17 protein-coding genes are annotated in these 18,893 nt (G+C 76.6%); 8 read left to right on the top strand and 9 right to left on the bottom strand.

What is annotated here, in order from left to right:
• Positions 1-57: 57 nt before the first annotated feature.
• Positions 58-738, bottom strand: coding sequence for a M23 family metallopeptidase (locus QNH85_RS15100; protein ID WP_282947731.1), 681 nt, complete (start codon positions 736-738; stop codon positions 58-60).
• Between the two features lie 88 nt (positions 739-826).
• Between QNH85_RS15100 and QNH85_RS15095 the strand changes: the two genes are divergently transcribed.
• The gene (locus QNH85_RS15095; RefSeq protein WP_282947729.1) at positions 827-2,305 is read left to right on the top strand and encodes an amidase; all 1,479 of its coding nucleotides are present in this window, start codon (positions 827-829) and stop codon (positions 2,303-2,305) included.
• A gap of 21 nt (positions 2,306-2,326) precedes the next feature.
• Here the strand turns inward: QNH85_RS15095 and QNH85_RS15090 are convergent, their stop codons facing one another.
• The 3 genes from QNH85_RS15090 to QNH85_RS15080 form a co-directional block, all read right to left on the bottom strand.
• Positions 2,327-2,824 carry an NUDIX hydrolase gene (locus tag QNH85_RS15090; protein ID WP_282947727.1) on the bottom strand — a complete coding sequence of 166 codons (498 nt, stop codon included), beginning with the start codon at positions 2,822-2,824 and terminating at the stop codon, positions 2,327-2,329.
• A gap of 2 nt (positions 2,825-2,826) precedes the next feature.
• The gene (locus tag QNH85_RS15085; RefSeq protein ID WP_282947725.1) at positions 2,827-3,675 is read right to left on the bottom strand and encodes a PhzF family phenazine biosynthesis protein; all 849 of its coding nucleotides are present in this window, start codon (positions 3,673-3,675) and stop codon (positions 2,827-2,829) included.
• Positions 3,676-3,793: 118 nt separating this feature from the next.
• Positions 3,794-4,615, bottom strand: a complete 822-nt coding sequence (locus QNH85_RS15080) for an alpha/beta fold hydrolase (RefSeq protein ID WP_282947724.1) — start codon at positions 4,613-4,615, stop codon at positions 3,794-3,796.
• Between the two features lie 161 nt (positions 4,616-4,776).
• On the opposite strand from QNH85_RS15080, the gene QNH85_RS15075 reads away from it, so the two are divergent.
• Both QNH85_RS15075 and QNH85_RS15070 read left to right on the top strand, forming a co-directional pair.
• The gene (locus tag QNH85_RS15075; RefSeq protein WP_282947723.1) at positions 4,777-7,062 is read left to right on the top strand and encodes an ATP-binding protein; all 2,286 of its coding nucleotides are present in this window, start codon (positions 4,777-4,779) and stop codon (positions 7,060-7,062) included.
• Between the two features lie 10 nt (positions 7,063-7,072).
• Entirely contained in the window at positions 7,073-8,062 is a 990-nt protein-coding gene (locus QNH85_RS15070; RefSeq protein WP_282947721.1) for a Gfo/Idh/MocA family protein, read from the top strand.
• A gap of 60 nt (positions 8,063-8,122) precedes the next feature.
• Here the strand turns inward: QNH85_RS15070 and QNH85_RS15065 are convergent, their stop codons facing one another.
• From QNH85_RS15065 to QNH85_RS15050, 4 genes are all read right to left on the bottom strand, one after another.
• Positions 8,123-9,373 (bottom strand): APC family permease, encoded by a 1,251-nt coding sequence (locus QNH85_RS15065; protein WP_282947719.1) that lies wholly within the window; start codon positions 9,371-9,373, stop codon positions 8,123-8,125.
• Between the two features lie 88 nt (positions 9,374-9,461).
• The gene (locus QNH85_RS15060) at positions 9,462-10,844 is read right to left on the bottom strand and encodes a UTP--glucose-1-phosphate uridylyltransferase (protein ID WP_282947717.1); all 1,383 of its coding nucleotides are present in this window, start codon (positions 10,842-10,844) and stop codon (positions 9,462-9,464) included.
• Positions 10,845-10,922: 78 nt separating this feature from the next.
• Positions 10,923-11,195 (bottom strand): hypothetical protein, encoded by a 273-nt coding sequence (locus QNH85_RS15055; RefSeq protein ID WP_282947715.1) that lies wholly within the window; start codon positions 11,193-11,195, stop codon positions 10,923-10,925.
• Positions 11,196-11,323: 128 nt separating this feature from the next.
• A complete protein-coding gene (locus QNH85_RS15050; protein WP_282947713.1) occupies positions 11,324-11,926 on the bottom strand; it encodes a TetR family transcriptional regulator in 603 nt (200 codons plus the stop codon).
• 130 nt (positions 11,927-12,056) lie between these two features.
• Here QNH85_RS15050 and QNH85_RS15045 point away from each other — a divergent pair, with 130 nt between their 5' ends.
• From QNH85_RS15045 to QNH85_RS15030, 4 genes are all read left to right on the top strand, one after another.
• Positions 12,057-13,715: an ABC transporter substrate-binding protein gene (locus QNH85_RS15045; RefSeq protein WP_282947711.1), complete on the top strand. Its 1,659-nt coding sequence runs from the start codon at positions 12,057-12,059 to the stop codon at positions 13,713-13,715.
• A 92-nt stretch (positions 13,716-13,807) separates the two neighbouring features.
• Positions 13,808-14,785, top strand: coding sequence for an ABC transporter permease (locus tag QNH85_RS15040; RefSeq protein ID WP_428830422.1), 978 nt, complete (start codon positions 13,808-13,810; stop codon positions 14,783-14,785).
• A complete protein-coding gene (locus tag QNH85_RS15035) occupies positions 14,782-15,642 on the top strand; it encodes an ABC transporter permease (RefSeq protein ID WP_282947710.1) in 861 nt (286 codons plus the stop codon). Before QNH85_RS15040 ends, QNH85_RS15035 begins: the two co-directional genes overlap by 4 nt.
• Positions 15,639-17,246, top strand: a complete 1,608-nt coding sequence (locus QNH85_RS15030) for an ATP-binding cassette domain-containing protein (protein WP_282947709.1) — start codon at positions 15,639-15,641, stop codon at positions 17,244-17,246. Before QNH85_RS15035 ends, QNH85_RS15030 begins: the two co-directional genes overlap by 4 nt.
• Before the next feature lie 58 nt (positions 17,247-17,304).
• Here QNH85_RS15030 and QNH85_RS15025 read toward each other — a convergent pair whose 3' ends face one another.
• Positions 17,305-18,228: an NADP-dependent oxidoreductase gene (locus QNH85_RS15025; protein ID WP_282947708.1), complete on the bottom strand. Its 924-nt coding sequence runs from the start codon at positions 18,226-18,228 to the stop codon at positions 17,305-17,307.
• Positions 18,229-18,394: 166 nt separating this feature from the next.
• Between QNH85_RS15025 and QNH85_RS15020 the strand changes: the two genes are divergently transcribed.
• On the top strand, positions 18,395-18,850 hold the full coding sequence (locus tag QNH85_RS15020) for an SHOCT domain-containing protein (protein WP_282947707.1): 456 nt from the start codon (positions 18,395-18,397) through the stop codon (positions 18,848-18,850).
• Positions 18,851-18,893 lie beyond the last annotated feature (43 nt).

Genomic DNA, 18,893 nt, shown 5'->3' with positions numbered 1-18,893 from the left:
CGTGGCGAGAAGCGGTCCGTGATGACGCCAGGTGGGCCCGCCGGCCCGTGGGCGCGCTCAACCGAGCGGCTCGACCACCGCGCCCTCGTCCGGGACGCCGACCGCGCGGTCCTGCGCGCCGCCGCCCCGGGGCCACTCCCGGAACGACCGGAACGCGACGGGCACGCCGCGCGCGGTGGCGAAGTCGGCGCTGTCCGTGACCTGCAGGTGCACGTGCGGCTGGGTGGAGTTGCCGGAGTTCCCGCAGGCGCCGAGCGGCTGACCCGTCGTCACGGGCTGACCCGGCTCCACGGCGACCGACCCGGACCGCAGGTGCACCAGCGCGACGAACCCGCTGCCGTCCGCGAGCTCGAGCACCACGTGGTTCCCGGCGACCGCCCGCAGGCCGTGCCGCACGCGGGAGGCCTGGCCCATCGCGTAGGAGGCCAGCGTGATCGGAGACCGGCGGGCGTGGTGGTCGGGCTCCCCGTCGACCGCCGCGACCACGACCCCGTCCGCGGGTGCCAGCAGCGGCCGGCCGAACGCGACGAACCGCTCGGGCGGCTCCGTGGCGAGCGCGGTGCGCCAGTCGGTGCGGCGCGCGGTGCGCCGCCGGTCGTCCACGCCCACGAAGTCGATGGCGTACTGCATGCCGTACAGCTCGGTCCCGTGGCTGGGCACGCGGCGGGCGGGGCTGTTCTGCACCGCCCAGCGGCCGGTGAACGGCAGGGACAGGGTGACGGTGGCGGTCTCGGGCATCGGTGCCCTCCCGGGTCGGGGGTCGACGGGCCCACCGTAGAGCAGCGCAGCGGCTCGGTGGCCGCGGCGCGCGACCTAGGCTGACGAGATGACGCTGCACGACCGGACCGCCCTGGACCTGCGGGACGGCCTGCGTGCCGGGTCGCTCGACCCCGAGGAGGTCGTCGACCACTACCTGGCCCGCGTCGAGCGGCTGAACCCGGCGCTCGGGGCGTTCAGCACGGTGACGGCGGACGCGGCGCGGCGGCGGGCCGCGGACCTGCGGCGCCGGGGACCCGGCGCCGGCGCGGTGCTGTGGGGGCTGCCGACCGGCGACAAGGACCTGGGCGACCGCGCGGGCGTCCCGACGGGGTTCGGCTCCCGCGCGTTCGCCGGGCCGCACCGGTACGTCCCCGAGGTCAGCAGCGACGTCGTGCAGGTGCTCGACGCGGCCGGGATCGTGTCGCTGGGCAAGACGGCCGCGCCGGAGCTGGGCTTCCCGTCGCACACCGAGCCGCTCGCCGGGCCGCCCGCCCGCAACCCGTGGGACCTCACGCGCGGGGCCGGGGGGTCGAGCGGGGGCGCGGCGGCCGCGGTGGCGGCCGGGATGCTGCCGGTCGCGCCCGGGTCGGACGGCGGCGGGTCGATCCGGATCCCCGCGGCGGCGTGCGGGCTCGTCGGGCTGAAGCCGACCCGCGGGCTGCTGCCGGCCGGCGGCGGGGTGGAGTCCCTCGGCGGGCTGGTCGTGCACGGACCGATCGCCCGGACCACGGCCGACGCTGCGCTGCTGCTGGAGGGGATGCTCCCGCGCCGCGCCGACGGCTCCGTGCCGCACCCCCGCACGCTGCGGACAGCGGCCGGGGCGCCGGGCTCCTACCTGGACGCCGCGCGCCGCGGGTCGACCCCCGACGGGCGCACGACCTTCCGGATCGGGGTCAGCACCTTCAGCGCGTGGTCGACGACCTACGACATCGCCCTCGACCCCGAGGCGCGGGCGGCGTTCGACGCGGCGGCGACCACGCTGGCCGCGCTCGGGCACGACCTGACGGAACCGCCGGCGTGGGAGCCCGACCCCGCCTACGCGCCCGCGTTCCGGACGCTGTGGATGGCCGGCGCGGCCGCCGTGCCGGTCGACGACCCCGCGCGGCTCGCGCTGCTCGAGCCGCTGACGCGCTGGCTGGTCGAGAGCGGCCGCGCCGTCCCGGCCCGCGCGCTGGCCGAGGCGCTCGCGGCCCTCGCCCGGTTCGAGCGGACGCTCGTGGCGCGGGTCGAGGAGCACGACGCCGTGCTGCTGCCGGCGATGGCGATGACCCCCCGGCCCGTCGGCTGGTACGACGCGGAGGACCCCGAGCGGAACTTCGAGCAGCAGTGCCGGTACACGCCGTACACGTCGATGATCAACGTCGCCGGGCTGCCCGCGATCACCGTGCCCGTCACCTGGACCGCCCCCGACGACGCCGCTTCCGCGGGCCTGCCGATGGGCGTGCAGCTCGTCGGGCGCCCCGGCGGCGAGCACACCCTGCTGGCGCTCGCGGCGCAGCTGGAGGACCGGCTGCGGTGGCCGGACCGGCGGCCGCCGGTGTGGTGAGCAGGCGCCGCGCTGAGCCCCTCAGCGCGGTCGGCCCGCGAGGTGCTCGAGCAGCCGGTCCAGGAACGCCGCCTGCGCCGCGACCACCAGCGGCCGGGCGTCCTCGACCGGCAGCCACCGCAGCTCGTCCAGCTCAGGGAACGTCACCGTGCGCCCGCTGCGGGGCGGCCAGTCGACGGTCACCTCGCTGACCGGCCCCCGCGCGGACGCGAGCCCGTCCAGGTCCAGGTCCGCCGCGCGCGCCCACACCCGCACGACCTTGCCGGCGCGCTGCCGGACCTCGCCGAGGTCCACCTCGTCGCCGGGCGGGGCGGGCACGCCGACCTCCTCCGCGAACTCGCGCAGCGCCGTGTCGTGCGGGTCCTCCCCGTCGAGCGGCTCGCCCTTCGGCACGGTCCACGCGCCCTGCTGCTTGCGGGCCCAGAACGGGCCGCCCATGTGCCCGAGCAGCACCTCGACGCCCGCCGGCCCGGCGCGGTGCAGCAGCAGACCCGCGCTGGTGCGGGCGGCGGTGGTCACGGTCAGAACCCGACCGTGCCCTCGATGCAGGTGACGGTCGCGCCGCCGACCCACACCGTGCCGTCGGCGTCGCGCTCCACGTGGATGCGACCGCGGCGGCCCATGACGGTGCCCTGCGACGCGAGGTACTCCGCCGGCGCGCGCCCGGTCGAGGTGAGCCACTGGCCGACGACGGCGTTGAGGCTCCCCGTGACCGGGTCCTCCGGCACGCCGATGCCGGGCGCGAACCCGCGCAGCTCGAACGCGGCGGGCCCGCCGTCCGGGTACGGGCCGACGACGCCCAGGTGCTCGGCGTCGAGGCGGGCGAAGTCGGGCGTCAGCGCCAGGACCCGCTCCGCGGAGTCGAGCAGCAGGACGTTCCAGCGCGGGCCGTTGTCGAGGAACCGGTGGTCGACCACGCTCTCCGGCGGGATGCCCAGCGCGGCGACGAAGCCCCGGAGCGCGTCCTCGGCGATCGGGGCGTCGGTGCTCGGCGGCGGGGCGGCGAACCGCAGGCCGTGCGGTCCCTGGCGCAGCGTCACGAGCCCGACGCCGCACTCCTGGACGACGTCCGCCGCGCCGCCCGGCCGGCCACCCGCCGCGAGCCAGGCGTGGCACGACCCGAGCGTCGGGTGCCCGGCGAACGGCAGCTCCCCGCCGGGCGTGAAGATCCGCAGCCGGTAGTCGGCCGCCGGGTCGGTGGGCCGCAGCAGGAACGTCGTCTCCGACAGGTTCGTCCAGCGCGCGAACGCGGCCATCTGGTCGTCGGTGAGCCCGTCGGCGTCGTGCACCACGGCCACGGGGTTGCCCAGGTACGGCTCGGCGGTGAACACGTCGACCTGCGAGAACCGGCGGGAGTCAGCGGCTGCCATGCCGTCACCGTACGACGCGCGGGGTCCGGGACGCCGAGGTCGTCACTCCGGCACGAGGTCGTCACGCAGGAGTGACGACCTCGGCCGGGAGTGACGACCTCGTGGGCCGCGGCGCGGGTCAGTCGGCGATGAACGCCAGGATGTCCTTGATCAGGGCCTCCTGGTACGCGCCGGAGATGCCGTGCGGGGCGCCCGGGTAGACCTTGAGCGTGCCGAGCTTGACCAGGTCGATCGTCTTCTCGGCCGCCGCGGCGATCGGGACGATCTGGTCGTCGTCGCCGTGCGCGATGAGGATCGGCACGTCGAGGGCCTTGAGGTCCTCGGTGAAGTCCGTCTCGGAGAACTGCTTCACGCAGTCGTACGCGGCCTGCAGCTCGGCCTGCATGCCCATCCGCCAGAAGTCGTCCCGCAGGCCCTGGCTGATCGTGGAGCCCGCGCGGTTCGCGCCGTAGAAGCTCTCCGAGAGGTCCTGGTAGAACTGCGAGCGGTCCTTCAGGACGCCCTCGCGGATGCCGTCGAACACCTCGATGGGCGTGCCCTCGGGGTTGGACTCGGACTGCACCATGATCGGCGGGACGGCGCCGGCGGTCACGACCTTCGACACGCGGCCCTTGCCGTGCTGCGCGGCGTAGCGGACGACCTCGCCGCCACCGGTGGAGTGGCCGACGACCGTGAGGTCGGTGAGGTCGAGCTGCTCGACCAGCGCCGCGAGGTCGCGGGCGTAGGTGTCCATGTCGTTCCCGCCGTTGGTGCGGGAGGAGCGGCCGTGGCCGCGGCGGTCGTGCGCGATGGCGCGGTAGCCGTTGTCGGCGAGGACCTTGAGCTCGTACGCCCAGCCCTCGGAGCTCAGCGGCCAGCCGTGGCTGAGCACGACGGGACGGCCCTGGCCGTAGTCCTGGTAGAAGATCTCGGCGCCGTCGGGCGTGGTGATGTAGGGCATGGGTCCTCCTTCGGGTCGGGGTCCGGACCGACCGGCCCCGGGACGCTTGCCCGGGACGTCCGTCCCCGGTGACGATTGGACCGCGCGGCGTGGCGTGGTCACCAGGAAGAAGACCGGCAGAACTCGCGACGCGCGGGCTGCCGCGAGCGAGGGCGGGACACGTGGGCGAGCAGGCGCTGGGCGAGGTGCTGCGGGGGCACCGCACCGACGCGGACCTGACGATCGAGGAGCTGGCAACGGCCTCGGGCGTCAGCGACCGGGGCATCGGTGACATCGAGCGCGGCGTCAGCCGGGGGCCGCAGCACCGGACCGTCGAGGCGCTGGCGGACGCGCTGCGGCTGGGGCCCGAGGACCGGGCGGCGATCCTGCGCCTCGCGCGCGACGGCCGCCGCCGGCCGGGGACCAGCGCCCCGCACGCCCTCCCGCTGCCCCGGCGCGTGCCGGACTTCACCGGCCGGGAGTCCGAGCGCGCCGCGCTGTCCGGCGTCCTGTCCCGGGCGCGCGCGGGCGAGGCCGCCCCGGTCGCCGTCCTGACCGGGCCGCCGGGGTTCGGGAAGACCACGCTCGCCGCCCAGGTGGCGCGCGACCTGCGCGGGTCGTTCGCCGAGCAGCTGTTCCTGGACCTGCGGGGCGTCGACCGGGAGCCGGTCGCACCGGACGCGGCGGTCCGCCGGGTCGCCGAGGCGCTCGCGCCCGGGACCGTGCCGCCCGACCCGGGCGCGGCGGTCGAGCACGTGCGCGCGCTCCTCGTCGGCCGGCCGGTGCTGCTCGTGCTCGACAACGCCGCCTCGGAGGACCAGGTCCGGCCGCTCGTCCCCGCGGAGGGTCCCGCGGCGGTCCTGGTCACGAGCCGGCGCGTGCTCGCCGGGCTGGACGGGGTGCACCGGACCACGCTGGACCGGCTCGCGCCCGCCGACTCGGTCGCGCTGCTGGACGCGATCCTGCCGGGGCGGGGCAGCCCCGCGGACCTCCAGCGGCTCGCGACGCTGTGCGACGACGTGCCGCTGGCCCTGCGGATCGCCGGGAACCGGCTCGCCGCGCGGGAGGGCTGGTCCATCGGCGGGCTCGTGCGGCGCATGTCGGTGGACGAGCGGCGCCTGGACTCCCTGGCCGCCGGGGACCTGCGGGTCCGCGCCGCGTTCACGTCGTCCTACGAGCAGCTCGGCCCCGGTGCGCAGCGGCTGTTCCGGCGCCTGGCCCTGGTCGACGCGCCCTCGGCGGGCGCCGGGCTGGCCGCCGCGCTGGTGGGGGAGACCGTCTGGCGCACCGAGGACCTGCTGGACGAGCTCGTCGACCTCAGCCTGGTCCAGCACCTGCCGGGGGACCGGTACCAGCTGCACGACCTGCTGCGCCTCTACGCGCGCTCGGAGCTCGACCACCAGGAGGACGCCGTCACCCACGCCGCGGTGCGGGCCGCCGCGGACGACTGGCTCCTGACGACGACGGTCCGCGCGGGCCGCCGGTTCGAGCCGGAGCACGCGGACGACCCCGACGACGGCGGGACCGGACCCGGGGACGTCGACGTCCGGGACCCGGCGGCGGCGCAGGCGTGGCTGCGGGGGGAGTCGGTGAGCTGGCTCGCGGCGCTGCGGCGGGCGTCGGACGCGGGTGAGCACGCCCGGGTCACGGAGGTCGCGGACGCGCTGCACTGGTTCTCCGACCTCTGGGCGACGTGGGACCGCTGGGCCGAGATCTACGACCGCTCCGCCGACGCCGCGACGGCCCTGGGCGACGACCGCCTGATCGCGGTGCACGAGGGCTACCGGGCGTGGGCGCAGTCGATCTGCCGCGGCGACCTGCCCCGCGCGCGGGCGGCGGCGGACCGGGCGCTCGCGGCCGCCCGGCGGTGCGGGGACACCGCGCAGGAGGGCTGGGCGCTCAGCTACCGGTCGTGGATCTCCTCCCAGGGCGGCGACCTGGCCGCGGCCGAGCGGGACGCCCGCGAGGCCGTGGAGCGCATGGTCGAGGTCGACGACCGCGAGGGCGCCCCGCAGGCGATGCTCTCCCTGGCGAAGGCCCAGTCCCGCCTGGGCCGCTACGACGACGCGGTCGCCACGGCGCGCGCGACGATCGCCCGGGTCACCGACCCGCGCACCCGCCCCCGGGCGCAGGTCGCCGCCTACACCGAGGCCAACGCGCACGTGCACCTGGCGATGACCCTGGTCGAGGCGGGGCGCTGGTCCGAGGCGCGGGCGGTGGCGTCCGAGGCCCTACGGCTCGCCGCACCGCTCGAGGTGCCGCGGATCGTCGCGTCCGCGCGGCTGGCCCGCGGGCGGGCGCTCGCGGCGCTGGGGGAGGACGACGCGGCGCTCGCCGACATCGAGGTCGCGGTCGCCACCCGGCGCGAGCTCGGCCTGGACGGGCCGCTGGCCGCGGCGATCGCCGCGCTGGAGGGGGTGCGCGGTGCCCGCGGCGCCGGCGAGCCGGCGGGATCCGCCGCGGGTTAGGGTGCGAGGCATGTCGACGGTGCGTCTCGGAGTCCTCGGTGCTGCCCGCATCCTGCAGAACGCGGTGGTCACGCCCGCCGCGTCCGTCCCGGAGATCGAGGTCACGGCCATCGCGGCCCGCGACCGGTCCCGGGCCGAGGAGATGGCGGAGCGCGACGGGATCCCCCGCGTGCTGGACGACTACGACGCGCTGCTGGCCGACCCCGACGTGGACGCGGTGTACGTGCCGACCCCCGCCGCCCTGCACGGGGTGTGGATGCTGCGGGCGATCGCCGCCGGCAAGCACGTGCTGTGCGAGAAGCCGTTCACCGCGAACGCCGACGAGGCCGAGGACGTCGCGGCGGCCGCCGCGGGCTCCGGGCTGGTCGTCATGGAGGCGTTCCACTCCCAGCACCACCCGTCGTGGGCCCGGCTGCGCGAGCTGCTGGCCGAGGGCGCGATCGGGGACGTGGTGAGCGCCGAGGCCGACTTCTGCGTGGAGATCGCCGACCGGTCGGACATCCGCTGGCAGGAGTCGATGGGCGGCGGCGCCCTCATGGACCTCGGCGTCTACCCGCTGCGGTTCCTCACCCACGTGCTCGGCGCCCCCACGGTGCGGTCCGCCGAGGCCGTCGAGGTGGACGGCGTCGACGCGTCGATCGTGGTGCACCTGGACCTGCCGGGCGGGGTGGACGGCACCGTCCGCGCGAGCATGGTGCAGGCCGAGGACCACCAGGTGCGGGCGCGGATCACCGGCACCGCCGGGACGATCACGGTCGAGGGGCCGTACGCGCCGCAGAACGGCGGCCGGATCGTCGTCGAGCGCGACGGGGAGACCCGTGAGGAGCCGGTGGACCCGACCGGCTCGTACGTCTGGATGCTGCGGTCGTTCGCGGACGCGGTGCTGCGCGGCGGCGACCCCGTGTCCGGGACCACGCAGGCGGTCGCGGCGATGCGGCTCGTGGACGACGCCTACCGCGCCGCGGGGATGGCGCCGCGGCAGCCGGCGCCGCTGCGCTGAGCCAGCCGGGCTGAGCGTCGCGCCGGGCTGAGCGTCCCGAACTGAGCGTCCCGCGCTGGGCTACCCGCGGAGCCGGAGCCGGAGCCGCAGGGCCCGGCCGGCGACCCCGACCACCAGCACCGCGACGCCGCCGACGACCGCCCCCACGGGGAGCGTCGCCGCGAGCACCGCGCAGCCGGCCACGCCGAGCACCTGCAGCGCGCGCGGGAACCGCCGGTGGGCGGGGTCCTGCGTGAGGGCGGCGAGATTGGCGACCAGGTAGTAGACCAGGACGCCGAACGACGAGAACCCGATGGCGCCGCGCAGGTCGACGGTCAGCACGAGCACGACCACCACCGCGCCGAGCGCCAGCTCCGCCCGGTGCGGCACCCGGTACCGGGGGTGCACGGCCGCGAGCGCCGTCGGGAGGTCGCCGGTGCGCGCCATCGCGAGCGCGGTCCGGCTGACGCCGGCGACGAGGGCGAGCAGCGCCCCGAGGGACGCCGCCACCGCGCCGAGGCGCACCACCGGCACGGCCCAGGACCACCCGGTGGCGTCCGCCATCGCCGCGACGGGTGCCGCGCTCGACGCGACGCCGTCGGGGCCCAGCACCGTCAGCAGCGCCACGGCGACCGCGGCGTACACGAGCAGCGCCAGGCCGAGCGCCACCTGGATCGCGCGGGGGATGGTGCGGGCCGGGTCCCGCACCTCCTCGCCCATCGTGGCCAGGCGCGCGTAGCCGGCGAACGCGAAGAACAGCAGCCCCGCCGACCCGAGCACCCCGGACCAGACCGCGCCGCCGGGGGCCGTGACGCGGGCCCAGGACGGGTCGCCGCCCAGCAGGGCCGCGAGCACGGCCGTCACCAGCGCCGCGAGCGCCACGGCCACGACGACCCGCGTCAGCCGGGCGGTGCGCGTGATCCCGCGCAGGTTCACGGCGGTGAGCGCCACGACCGCCCCGGCCGCGGCGGGCCGCTGCCAGCCGGGCGGCACCGCGTACGCCGCGAACGTGAGCGCCATCGCCGCGCAGCTCGCGGTCTTGCCGACCACGAACGACCACCCCGCCACGAACCCCCACCAGGGGCCGAGGCGCTCGCGGCCGAACACGTACGTGCCGCCGGACGTCGGGTACTGCGCGGCGAGCTGCGCGGACGCGGTGGCGTTGGCGTACGCGACGGCGGCGGCGATCACGAGCCCGACCAGCAGCGCCGACCCTGCCGCCTGCGCCGCGGGGCCGAACGCGGCGAACACCCCGGCGCCGACCATCGAGCCGAGCCCGATCAGCACCGCGTCCCCGGTCCCGAGGCGCCGCACCAGACCTGCGTCCGTCACCCGTGCGTCCCCCTCCGCGTCGACCCCGGCGTCAGTGTGCCGGACCCGGGTGTCCGGGAGGTGACGCGACGGGGAGGGGGAGCCGGGGTCAGCCCTCGATCGTCGAGCCTGCGGGGATCTCCCCGGGGGCACCGTCGGCCTCGACGACCGCCGCACCCGTCGCGACGACGCCCGCGCCGAACGTCCAGTCGCCGTGCACCGTGAACGACGTCGCACCGCGCAGCGACGGGGCACCGCCGGCGAACCGCTGCTCGAACGTCCCGACCGTCTTGTAGACCTTCGTGTCGAGATCCACGAGCGGGGCCTTCTCGACCGCCAGGCGCAGCGTCGAGTCCTCGGCCAGGTCGTACGCGTCGGACCGGATGAGCAGCAGGTCGTTGGTGGTCTTGACCGGCAGGAACCGCTCGCGGCCCACGGCGATCGCCGTCGCGCCCTCGAACACCTCGATCGCGGCGCCCATGGCCGTCTCGATCTGGAAGACCTCGGGGGAGGAGGGGTCCGTCGGGTCGACCGTCTTGACGTTGCGGATCAGCGGCAGGCCGAGCACGGCGCCCCGGGCCTCCAGCGCGGCGGCGATCTGCTCCAGGTCGAACCACAGGTTGTTCGTGTGGAAGTACGGGTGCCGGTGCTCGTCGGTGAAGTAGTCCATCTCGTCCGCCGGCGTCTGCGCGGTGTCGCGCAGGATGAGGCGGCCGTCGGACTTCCGGACCGCGAGGTGCCCGCCCTTGCGGTCCGCGGCGGTGCGGCGGCACAGCTCCGCGGCGTACGGCGCGCCCGACGCGGCGAACCAGCCGGCGATCGTCGGGTTCGGCGCGGCGCCGAGGTTGTCGGAGTTCGACACCGAGGCGTACCGGAAGCCGGCGTCGAGCAGCTGCTGCAGCACGCCGGACGCGAGCAGCGCCGTGTACAGGTCCCCGTGGCCCGGGGGGCACCACTCGAGCGTCGGGTCGGCCGGCCAGGAGACCGGGGTCAGGTCCGAGGTGAGGAGCTTCGGCTCCTGGTTCTGCAGGAAGTCCAGCGGAAGGCCGTCGACCGCGAGGCCCTCGTGCTTCGCCAGCGCGGCGAGCGAGTCCTCCTGGGTCCGGAACGAGTTCATCAGGATCAGCGGGAGCCGGGCGCCGGTCTCGGCGCGCGCGTGCTGCACCTGCTCGACGATGAGGTCGAGGAACGTCTTCCCGTCGCGCACCTCCAGCAGCGACTTCGCCTTGTCCATGCCCATCGAGGTGCCGAGGCCGCCGTTGAGCTTGATGACCGCGGTCTTCGCGAAGGCCTCGCGCGCCGCCTCGGGGTCGATGTCGAGGTCCGCCAGCTTCGGCGGGTCCAGCAGCGGGTCGATGGTGCCCTCGGGGATGAGGCCGGTCGCCCCCGCCTCGAGCTCGCGGTAGTAGTGGGTGAACACGTCGATGGCGGTGGGGGCGACGCCCGCCGCCGCCATCTTGTCCTGGGCCTGCCGCAGTCCGGAGTCGCTCATGACCCTGATCCTAGGAACACCGGGTGAGGCGCGGCGACCGCCGGTGCTGTGACGTGCCGGACGGACCGCCCGCCCCCGTCAGTCGCCGACGTGCTTGCCGTAGCGCTGGCGGGCGGCCTCGCCGGACGTGCCGACCAGGTCCCCGATCACCTTCCACGACGTCCGCTCCTGGCGGGCGGCGGCGATGGCGTCGGCGAGCTCGCGTTCGGCCTCCGCGCGCCGGTAGGCCGCGAGGCGCACCGCGGTGACGGGCGAGACGGTGTCGCGGTCGCCCGGGGCGGGGTCGTAGGACTCGAACTCGTCGGCGAGCTGCTCGGACCGGGCCAGGATCTCGTCGAGCGATCGGGGCATCGTCGTCACCTCCGGAGGAACTTCGTGCGGGCGGGGATGCTCCGCTGGTACAAGGTAACTTGCGGACAGCGCGGTGGGAAGGCGCAAGGCCGTCGTCCACAGGCCCGCCCCGCGGCTCGGCTCCCGCGTCAGTCCAGCGCGCCCCGGACCGGGGCGAGCGCCCGGTCCAGCAGCTCCGGCAGCCGCGTCCGCCCGGCGCCGGCGTGCGCCCACGCCTCGACCGCCGCCACCAGCGCCCCCGCCCACGCCGTCCCGGCGACGCGCGCGTGCAGGGGCTCGACCCCCCGCGCGGCGGCGTAGGCCGCGAGAACCCCGCCGAGGTCGGCGGTCCGGCGCGCGGCGGCGAGCCGGAGGTCGTCGCCGAGGCCCATCGCGTCGGCCTGGGTGAACGCGAGGGCGACGTGCTCGGCGGGCAGGTCGGCGGCCAGCTCGTGCAGGGCCCGCGCGACGGCCTCGCCGACCGTCATGGACGTCCCGGACGTCCCCGACGTCCCGGCCAGTGCCGCGCGCAGCCGGTCCACGCGCTCGTCGAACGCCGCCCACAGCAGGTCGGCCTTCGCGGGGAAGTAGTTGAAGAAGGTGCTGCGGCTGACGCCCGCGCGCTGCGTGATGTCCGCGACGGAGGTCGCGGCGTAGCCGCGCTCCAGGAACAGCTCGCCCGCGGCCTCCTCCAGCATCGCGCGGGACGAGGCCGGCGGTCGGCCCGTGCGGCGGGCGGCGGGGTCGGGCACGCCCGTCATCGTAGGACGCGGATCACACCGCGGACGCGGGTCGACGCGCCTCGCCGGGCCTATTGTTGGACGCAGTGCAACAACGGCGCCGAGTGCTGCGCCGACCCCCGGACCCCCGAAGGCGGACCCCGTGCCCCACTCCCTGCGACCCACCCGCGCGCGCCTCGGTGGCGCCCTGGCCGCCGGCCTCGTCCTGGCCCTCGCCGCCTGCTCCGGCGGCTCGGACGGCTCGGGCGGCGCCGACGACGCCGCGGCGACGGACGGCGGCACCCTGGTCTACGCGACCGGCGACGCCGAGCCGACCTGCCTCGACCCGCACGTGGGCGGCAACTACCCCCAGGCGCTGATCAGCACCCAGTACCTCGAGCCGCTGGTCGGACGCGACGCGGACGGGACGATCCTGCCGTGGCTCGCCACGGAGTGGACCACGTCCGAGGACGGCCTGACCTGGGACTTCACGCTGGCCGACGACGTCACGTTCACCGACGGCACGCCGTTCGACGCGGAGGCCGTCAAGGTCAACGTGGAGCACCTGCAGGACCCGGACACGCAGTCGTCGACGGGCTACCTGGCGATGCAGAAGGTCCAGCAGGTCGAGGTCGTCGACGCCACGCACGCGCGGTTCCACCTGACCGAGCCGGACGCGGCGCTCCTGGAGTCGCTCAGCCAGCAGTGGACCGCGATGGAGTCGCCGACGGGGATCGCCCGGGGCATGGACGCGAACTGCGCGGAGCCGGTCGGCACCGGCCCGTTCGTCGTGGACGAGTGGACGCCGCAGCAGCAGGTGGTGCTGGTCCGCAACGACGAGTACGTCAACCGGGACCCGCAGTCCGACCACGACGGCGTCGCGCACCTCGACCAGATCGTGTGGCGGTTCATCCCCGACGCCGCGACCCGGTACGCGGCGCTGCGCTCCGGCGAGGTGCAGGTGATCGACAACCCGCAGCCCGACGCCGTCGCGCAGGCCGAGGAGGGCGGGGACATCACGCACGTCGACGCCCCGCGACCGGGGTCGTCCAACCGCATCGAGCTGAACAGCCTGCAGGCGCCGTTCGACGACGTGCGGGTGCGCGAGGCGTTCGTCCGCGCGGCCGACCCGGAGCCCGGCATCGAGACCCTGTTCGCCGGCACGGCCACGCGCTCGACCTCCCCGCTGTCCAGCGTCGAGCCGGTCGCGTACTCCGACGCGGACCTGTTCACGACCGACGCCGACGCCGCCGACGCCCTGCTGGACGAGGCGGGCTGGACGGAGCGCGACGACGAGGGCTACCGGACGAGGGACGGGCAGCGCCTGACCGTGCGGTTCCCCGTGAGCACCAACCAGTCGGTCGCGGCGGAGCAGTCCCTGTTCGAGCAGATCCAGGCGAACACCAAGGAGGTCGGCTTCGAGGTGGTCCTCGAGCCGATGGACCTGTCCGGCTGGTACGGCGCCCTGGGCGCGCACGAGTACGAGGCCGTGTCCGCGCCGTACACGAAGGTGGGCCCGGACGTCCTGCGGATCCTCTACCACTCCGAGGGCACCGTCCCCGCGCCCAGCGGGTACTTCGCGAACCACGCCGGCGTCACCGACCCGGCGCTGGACGACCTGCTGGACCGGGCCGCGACCACGTCGGACGACGCCGAGCGCGCGGACCTCTACGAGCAGGCGCAGAAGATCGTGCTCGAGGGCTACTACATCCTCCCGCTCTACGACCAGCAGAACCACTTCCTGACCCGCGGCGTGACCGGCGTGCGGACCCTCGACACGGTGTCGACGCCGACGTTCCTCGACGCGCGGCTGGGGGCCTGACGAGCGCGACCACGGCGGCCGCCCCGGCCCGGCGGGCGGGCCCGCGGCCGCCGGGGTGGCTCCGCTGGCTGCTCGGCCGGCTCGGGTCCGCCGTGCTGGTCGCGTGGGTGGTCGCCACCGCGGTGTTCTTCGCGCTGCGCGCCGCCGGCGGGGACCCGACCGAGGCGATCCTCGGCGGGCCGGGCTCCCAGGCCGGGCCGGAGGCGGTCGAACGGGCGCGCGCCGAGTACGGGCTCGACCAGCCGCTGCTCGTCCAGTACCTCGTGCAGCTGTGGCGGGTGCTGACGCTCGACCTCGGCGACTCGTACTCCCGGAAGGTGCCCGTCGCGGACCTGCTCGCGGAGCAGCTGCCCGGGACGATGCTGCTCGCCGTGCTGGCGCTGGTCGTCGCGTGGGTGCTCGCGCTCGCGGTCGCGACGCTGGCCGTCCGGGCGACGGGGCCGGTCGGGCGCGCCTGCGCGGCCCTGCTGCGCGGCACCGAGGTGGTCGCCGCGGTGGTCCCGCACTTCTGGCTGGGGGCGGTGCTCATCGTGGTGTTCTCCTCGACGCTGGGCTGGTTCCCCGCCACGAGCAGCGGCACCGACCCGGCCGGGCTCGTGCTGCCGACCCTGACGCTGGCCGTGCCCGTCGCCGGGTTCCTCGGCCAGGTGATGCGGGACTCCCTGGAGGAGGCCGCCGCCGCGCCGTTCGCGACCAGCGCCCGCGCACGCGGGGCGTCGCCGACGCGGGTGCTGTGGCGGCACACCCTGCGGCACGGGGTGCTGCCCGCGGTGTCGCTGTCCGGCTGGGCGTTCGGGTCCCTGCTCAGCGGCGCCGTGGTGGTGGAGACGCTCTTCGGCCGCCCCGGCCTGGGCCGGCTGCTGCTGGACGCGACGATGCAGCGGGACGTGCCGGTGGTGGTCGGGGCCGTCGTCGTGGTCGCCGTCGCGTACGTCCTGGTGATGCTGCTCGTCGACCTCGCGGAGCGGGCGCTGGACCCGCGGCTGCGCGGCGCGGCCGGGCCTTCCGGGACGCCCGGCGCCGTGGGCGCGCGCGTGCCCGGCGCAGGGGAGCCGGCGGTGCTCGGATGACCGCCGCGACGCTCGACCGGGCGCGTGCCGTCCGTCCGGCCGGTCGCATCGGCGTCGTCCTGCGCGGCCTCGGCGTCCCGGGGGTGCTGGCGGCGCTCGCGGTCGTCGGGATGGTCGTCGCGGTGCTCTGGCCGGAGGTGCTCGCACCGGGCGACCCGAACGCCATCGACGCGCGGGCGGCCTTCACCGCCCCGGGGGCCGCGCACTGGTTCGGCACCGACGAGTCCGGCCGCGACGTCTACACGCGCGTCGTGCACGGCGCCGCCGCCTCCCTCGGCATCGGCGCGGCGGCCACGGCCATCGGCGTCGGCGCGGGGCTCGTGCTCGGCTTCGCCGCCGGGCTGGGGCCGCGCTGGCTCGACGCCGCGATCGGCCGGGTGCTGGAGGTGCTGTTCGCGCTGCCGACCCTGGTGCTGGCGCTGCTGCTGGTGGCGGTGCTGGGCGCGGGCGTCGAGGCGTCGGTGCTGGCGGTCGGCGCGGCGACGGCTCCCGGGTACGCGCGGATGCTCCGGGCACGGGTCCGGTCGGTCGCGTCCAGCGGCTACGTGGAGGCCGCGCGCCTGGAGGGGCACGGCCCGGGGCGGGTGCTGCTCCGGCACGTCGTGCCCAACACCCTGTGGCCGCTGGTGTCGGTCGCGACCCTCGGCATCGGGCAGGCCGTCGTGTGGGTGTGCGCGCTCAGCTTCCTCGGCCTGGGCACGCTGCCGCCGTCGCCGGAGTGGGGCGCGATGCTGAACGCCGGGCGGGTGTACATCGACACCGCGTGGTGGCTGACGGTGTTCCCCGGGCTCGCGATCACCGTGACCGCGGCGTCGCTGACGGTCCTGGGGCGGCGCGTCGGGGCGGTGGCCGCGTGACGCGGGCGCCGGTCCCGGCCGGCGGGGCCGTGCTCGACGTCGCCGGGCTCCGGGTGCAGTTCCCCGGCGGCCCCGAGGTGCTGCGCGGCGTCGACCTGCGCGTCGGCCCGGGGGAGTGCGTGGCCGTGGTCGGCGGGTCCGGGGCAGGCAAGTCCGTCCTGGCCCGGACGCTCGTCGGGCTCGCGGCCGAGGGCGGCCGGGCGCAGGTCCGAGCGGAGCGGTTCCGGCTCCTGGGCCGCGACGCCGCCGCCCTCACCGCGCGCCAGTGGCGGTCCGCGCGCGGGCGGGACGTCGGCCTGGTGCTGCAGGACGCGCTCGGGTCGCTGGACCCCCTGCGCACCGTGGGCGCGGAGGTCGGCGAGGCGCTCGACGTGCCGCGGCCCGGTGGCTCCCGGCCGTCACGCGTGGACCGGGCGGAGCGGGTGCTGGCGGCGCTCGCGGACGCCGGCCTGCCGGACCCGGCGGTGCGCGCGCGGCAGCGGCCGGGCGAGCTGTCGGGCGGCATGCGGCAGCGCGCCCTGATCGCGTCCGCGCTGGTCGCGGACCCGCCGCTGCTCGTCGCGGACGAGCCGACCACGGCGCTCGACGCGACGGTCGCCGCGCGGGTGCTGGACCTGCTCGCCGGGCTCCGCGACCGCGGGACGGCCGTGCTGCTGGTGACGCACGACCTCGGTGCCGTCGCGCGGGTCGCGGACCGCGTCGTGGTGCTCCGCGACGGGCTCGTCGTCGAGGAGGGCGCGACGGCCGCGGTCCTGGCCGCGCCGCGGGAGCAGTACACCCGCGACCTCGTGGCCGCCGCGCGGCTGGGCGACGGGCCGGGCGCGATGCCGCCCCCGGGGGAGGTCGTCCTCGAGGGGCGGGGCCTGCGGCGCGCGTTCCCGCTGCCCGGGGGCGGGCGGGTCGACGCGGTCGACGGCGTGGACGTGCGGGTCCGGGCCGGCGAGGCCGTCGGCCTGGTCGGCGAGTCCGGCTCGGGCAAGACCACGCTCGCCCGCCTGCTGCTCGCCGCGGACGTCCCCGACGCGGGGGAGGTGCTGCTCGACGGCCGGCCGTGGTCCGCGCTGCCCGAGCGCGCGCGCCGGCCGCTGCGGTCCGGAGTGCGGCTGGTGCCCCAGGACCCGCTCGGCACCGTCGACCCGCGCCTGACCGTGCGGGACGTGCTGCGGTCCGCGCTCGCGACGGCGCCGCTGCCCCCGGCGCGCGCGGACCGGGACGCGGCGGCGACGGCGCTGCTCGACCGGGTGCACCTTCCCGCGTCGGTGCTCGACCGCCGGCCGCGCACGCTCTCGGGCGGTCAGCGGCAGCGGGTCGCGATCGCCCGGGCGCTCGCGTCGGACCCGCGGGTGCTGCTGCTGGACGAGCCGGTGTCGGCGCTCGACGTGCAGGTGCAGGCGGCGGTGCTCGACCTGCTGGTGGAGCTGCGGCGCGAGCACGGGATCGCGATGGTGCTCGTCTCCCACGACCTCGGCGTCGTGCGGCGGGTGTGCGACCGGGTGCTCGTCATGAGCGCCGGCGTCGTCGTCGAGCAGGGCACGGTTGCCGAGGTGCTCGGCGCCCCCCGGCACGACGTCACGCGGGACCTGGTCGCCGCCCGCGCGTTCTGACGCCGCAGGGGCCCGGCCGGGCCGGCGGCGCCCCGGGGTGCGGGGCGCCGCGGACCGGTCAGACCGTGACGACGATCTTGCCGCGCGTGTGCCCGGTCTCCAGGGCGCGGAACGCGTCGGCGGCGTGGTCGAGGTCGAAGGTCTGCGAGACCTCGACCTGCACGACGCCCCGCGCCGCGAGGTCCGCGAGCTCCGCCAGGCCGGCGGGGTCCGGGCGGACCCAGACGTACTGGCCGCCCAGCTCGTCGCGGGCCCGCGCGTCGGTGATCGACACGATGGTGCCGCCCGGGGCCAGCAGGTCCGGGGCGGTGTCGATCGCCTGGCCGCCGACGTAGTCGAGGATCACGTCGAAGCCCTCGGGCGCGACGGCCCGCGCAGCCTCGACGAGCCCGTCGCCGTACGCCACCGGCTCCGCGCCGAGCGCGCGCAGGTACGCGTGGTTGCCCTCCGACGCCGTCCCGACGACGCGCGCCCCGGCGTGCACCGCGAGCTGCACGGCGATCGACCCGACGCCGCCGGCGGCCGCGTGCACCAGCACCGTCGACCCCTCGCCGAGCCCCGATCGGCGCACCGTCTGCAGCGCGGTCAGCCCCGCGAGCGGCAGGCCCGCCGCCGCCTCGAACGACAAGCCGGCGGGCTTCTTCGCGGCGGTGCGCACCGGCACGGACACGTACTCCGCGAGCGTCCCGTCCGACACGACGTCCTTGCGGGCGTACGCCAGGATCTCGTCGCCGGCCTCGAACTCGGGGGTGTCCAGCCCGGGCTTCACGACGACGCCCGCGACGTCCCACGCGGGCACGGCGGGCAGGTGGGTGTCGATCAGCCCCTGCAGGTACCCCTCCCGGACCTTGTAGTCCACGGGGTTCAGCCCCACGGCGACCACCTTCACCAGCACGGTGTCCGGGCCGATGTGCGGCTCCGGGCGCTCGACGACCTGCAGGACCTCGGCCCCGCCGAACTTCTCGTACACGACTGCCTTCATACCGACTGCGAACCCGGCGCCGGCGCGGTGCATTCCGTCGCGGGTGCCGGGAAAGGCGTGACCGCGGACACCCCGCGGTTCTACGGTGGAGGCGTCCGAGGGCACGGGGGATGTCGTCGACACCCCGCCGGAAGACTCTCGGCGCGACTCGAGAGGCGTGGTCGAGATGGATTTCTGGACCGACTTCTGGGACATCATCTGGTGGTTCGTGTGGGCGTTCGCGTTCATCGCGTACCTGTTCGCCCTGTTCTCGATCATCGGGGACCTGTTCCGCGACCGAGAGCTCTCCGGCTGGTGGAAGGCCGTCTGGCTGGTCTTCCTGGTGGTGCTGCCGTTCGTGACCGCGCTCGTGTACCTGATCGCCCGCGGCCGGGGGATGGCCGAGCGCAGCGCCCGCGCCGCGAGCACCGCCCGCGCCGCCGGCGAGGAGTACATCCGCGACGTGGCCGGGGCCGCGCCGGGTCAGCAGATCGCGCAGGCGAAGATCCTGCTCGACGACGGCGCGATCGACCGCGCGGAGTTCGAGGCGCTCAAGGCGCACGCCCTGGCGCAGGCGCGGGGCGCGTCGAGCAACGGGTCGGACGGCTCGGGGGTGCACCGGGCGCCCGCCGCCACGGCCTGACGGCGCCTCCTCCCCTCGGCCGGGTGGACGGTTCGGACCGACT

This window comes from Cellulomonas endometrii, assembly GCF_949769265.1.
In the GTDB taxonomy this organism is placed as follows: domain Bacteria; phylum Actinomycetota; class Actinomycetes; order Actinomycetales; family Cellulomonadaceae; genus Cellulomonas; species Cellulomonas endometrii.
The sequence above is the reverse complement of the archived record's forward strand: the minus strand, read 5'-3'. Positions and strand labels throughout refer to the sequence as shown.

Bases quoted from the DNA above. Each gene is read 5' to 3' on its own strand.
- QNH85_RS15100 (WP_282947731.1), bottom strand. From the start codon at position 738: ATGCCCGAGACCGCCACCGTCACCCTGTCCCTGCCGTTCACCGGCCGC.
- QNH85_RS15095 (WP_282947729.1), top strand. From the start codon at position 827: ATGACGCTGCACGACCGGACCGCCCTGGACCTGCGGGACGGCCTGCGT.
- QNH85_RS15085 (WP_282947725.1), bottom strand. From the start codon at position 3,675: ATGGCAGCCGCTGACTCCCGCCGGTTCTCGCAGGTCGACGTGTTCACC.
- QNH85_RS15080 (WP_282947724.1), bottom strand. From the start codon at position 4,615: ATGCCCTACATCACCACGCCCGACGGCGCCGAGATCTTCTACCAGGAC.
- QNH85_RS15070 (WP_282947721.1), top strand. From the start codon at position 7,073: ATGTCGACGGTGCGTCTCGGAGTCCTCGGTGCTGCCCGCATCCTGCAG.
- QNH85_RS15060 (WP_282947717.1), bottom strand. From the start codon at position 10,844: ATGAGCGACTCCGGACTGCGGCAGGCCCAGGACAAGATGGCGGCGGCG.
- QNH85_RS15055 (WP_282947715.1), bottom strand. From the start codon at position 11,195: ATGCCCCGATCGCTCGACGAGATCCTGGCCCGGTCCGAGCAGCTCGCC.
- QNH85_RS15035 (WP_282947710.1), top strand. From the start codon at position 14,782: ATGACCGCCGCGACGCTCGACCGGGCGCGTGCCGTCCGTCCGGCCGGT.
- QNH85_RS15025 (WP_282947708.1), bottom strand. From the start codon at position 18,228: ATGAAGGCAGTCGTGTACGAGAAGTTCGGCGGGGCCGAGGTCCTGCAG.
- QNH85_RS15020 (WP_282947707.1), top strand. From the start codon at position 18,395: ATGGATTTCTGGACCGACTTCTGGGACATCATCTGGTGGTTCGTGTGG.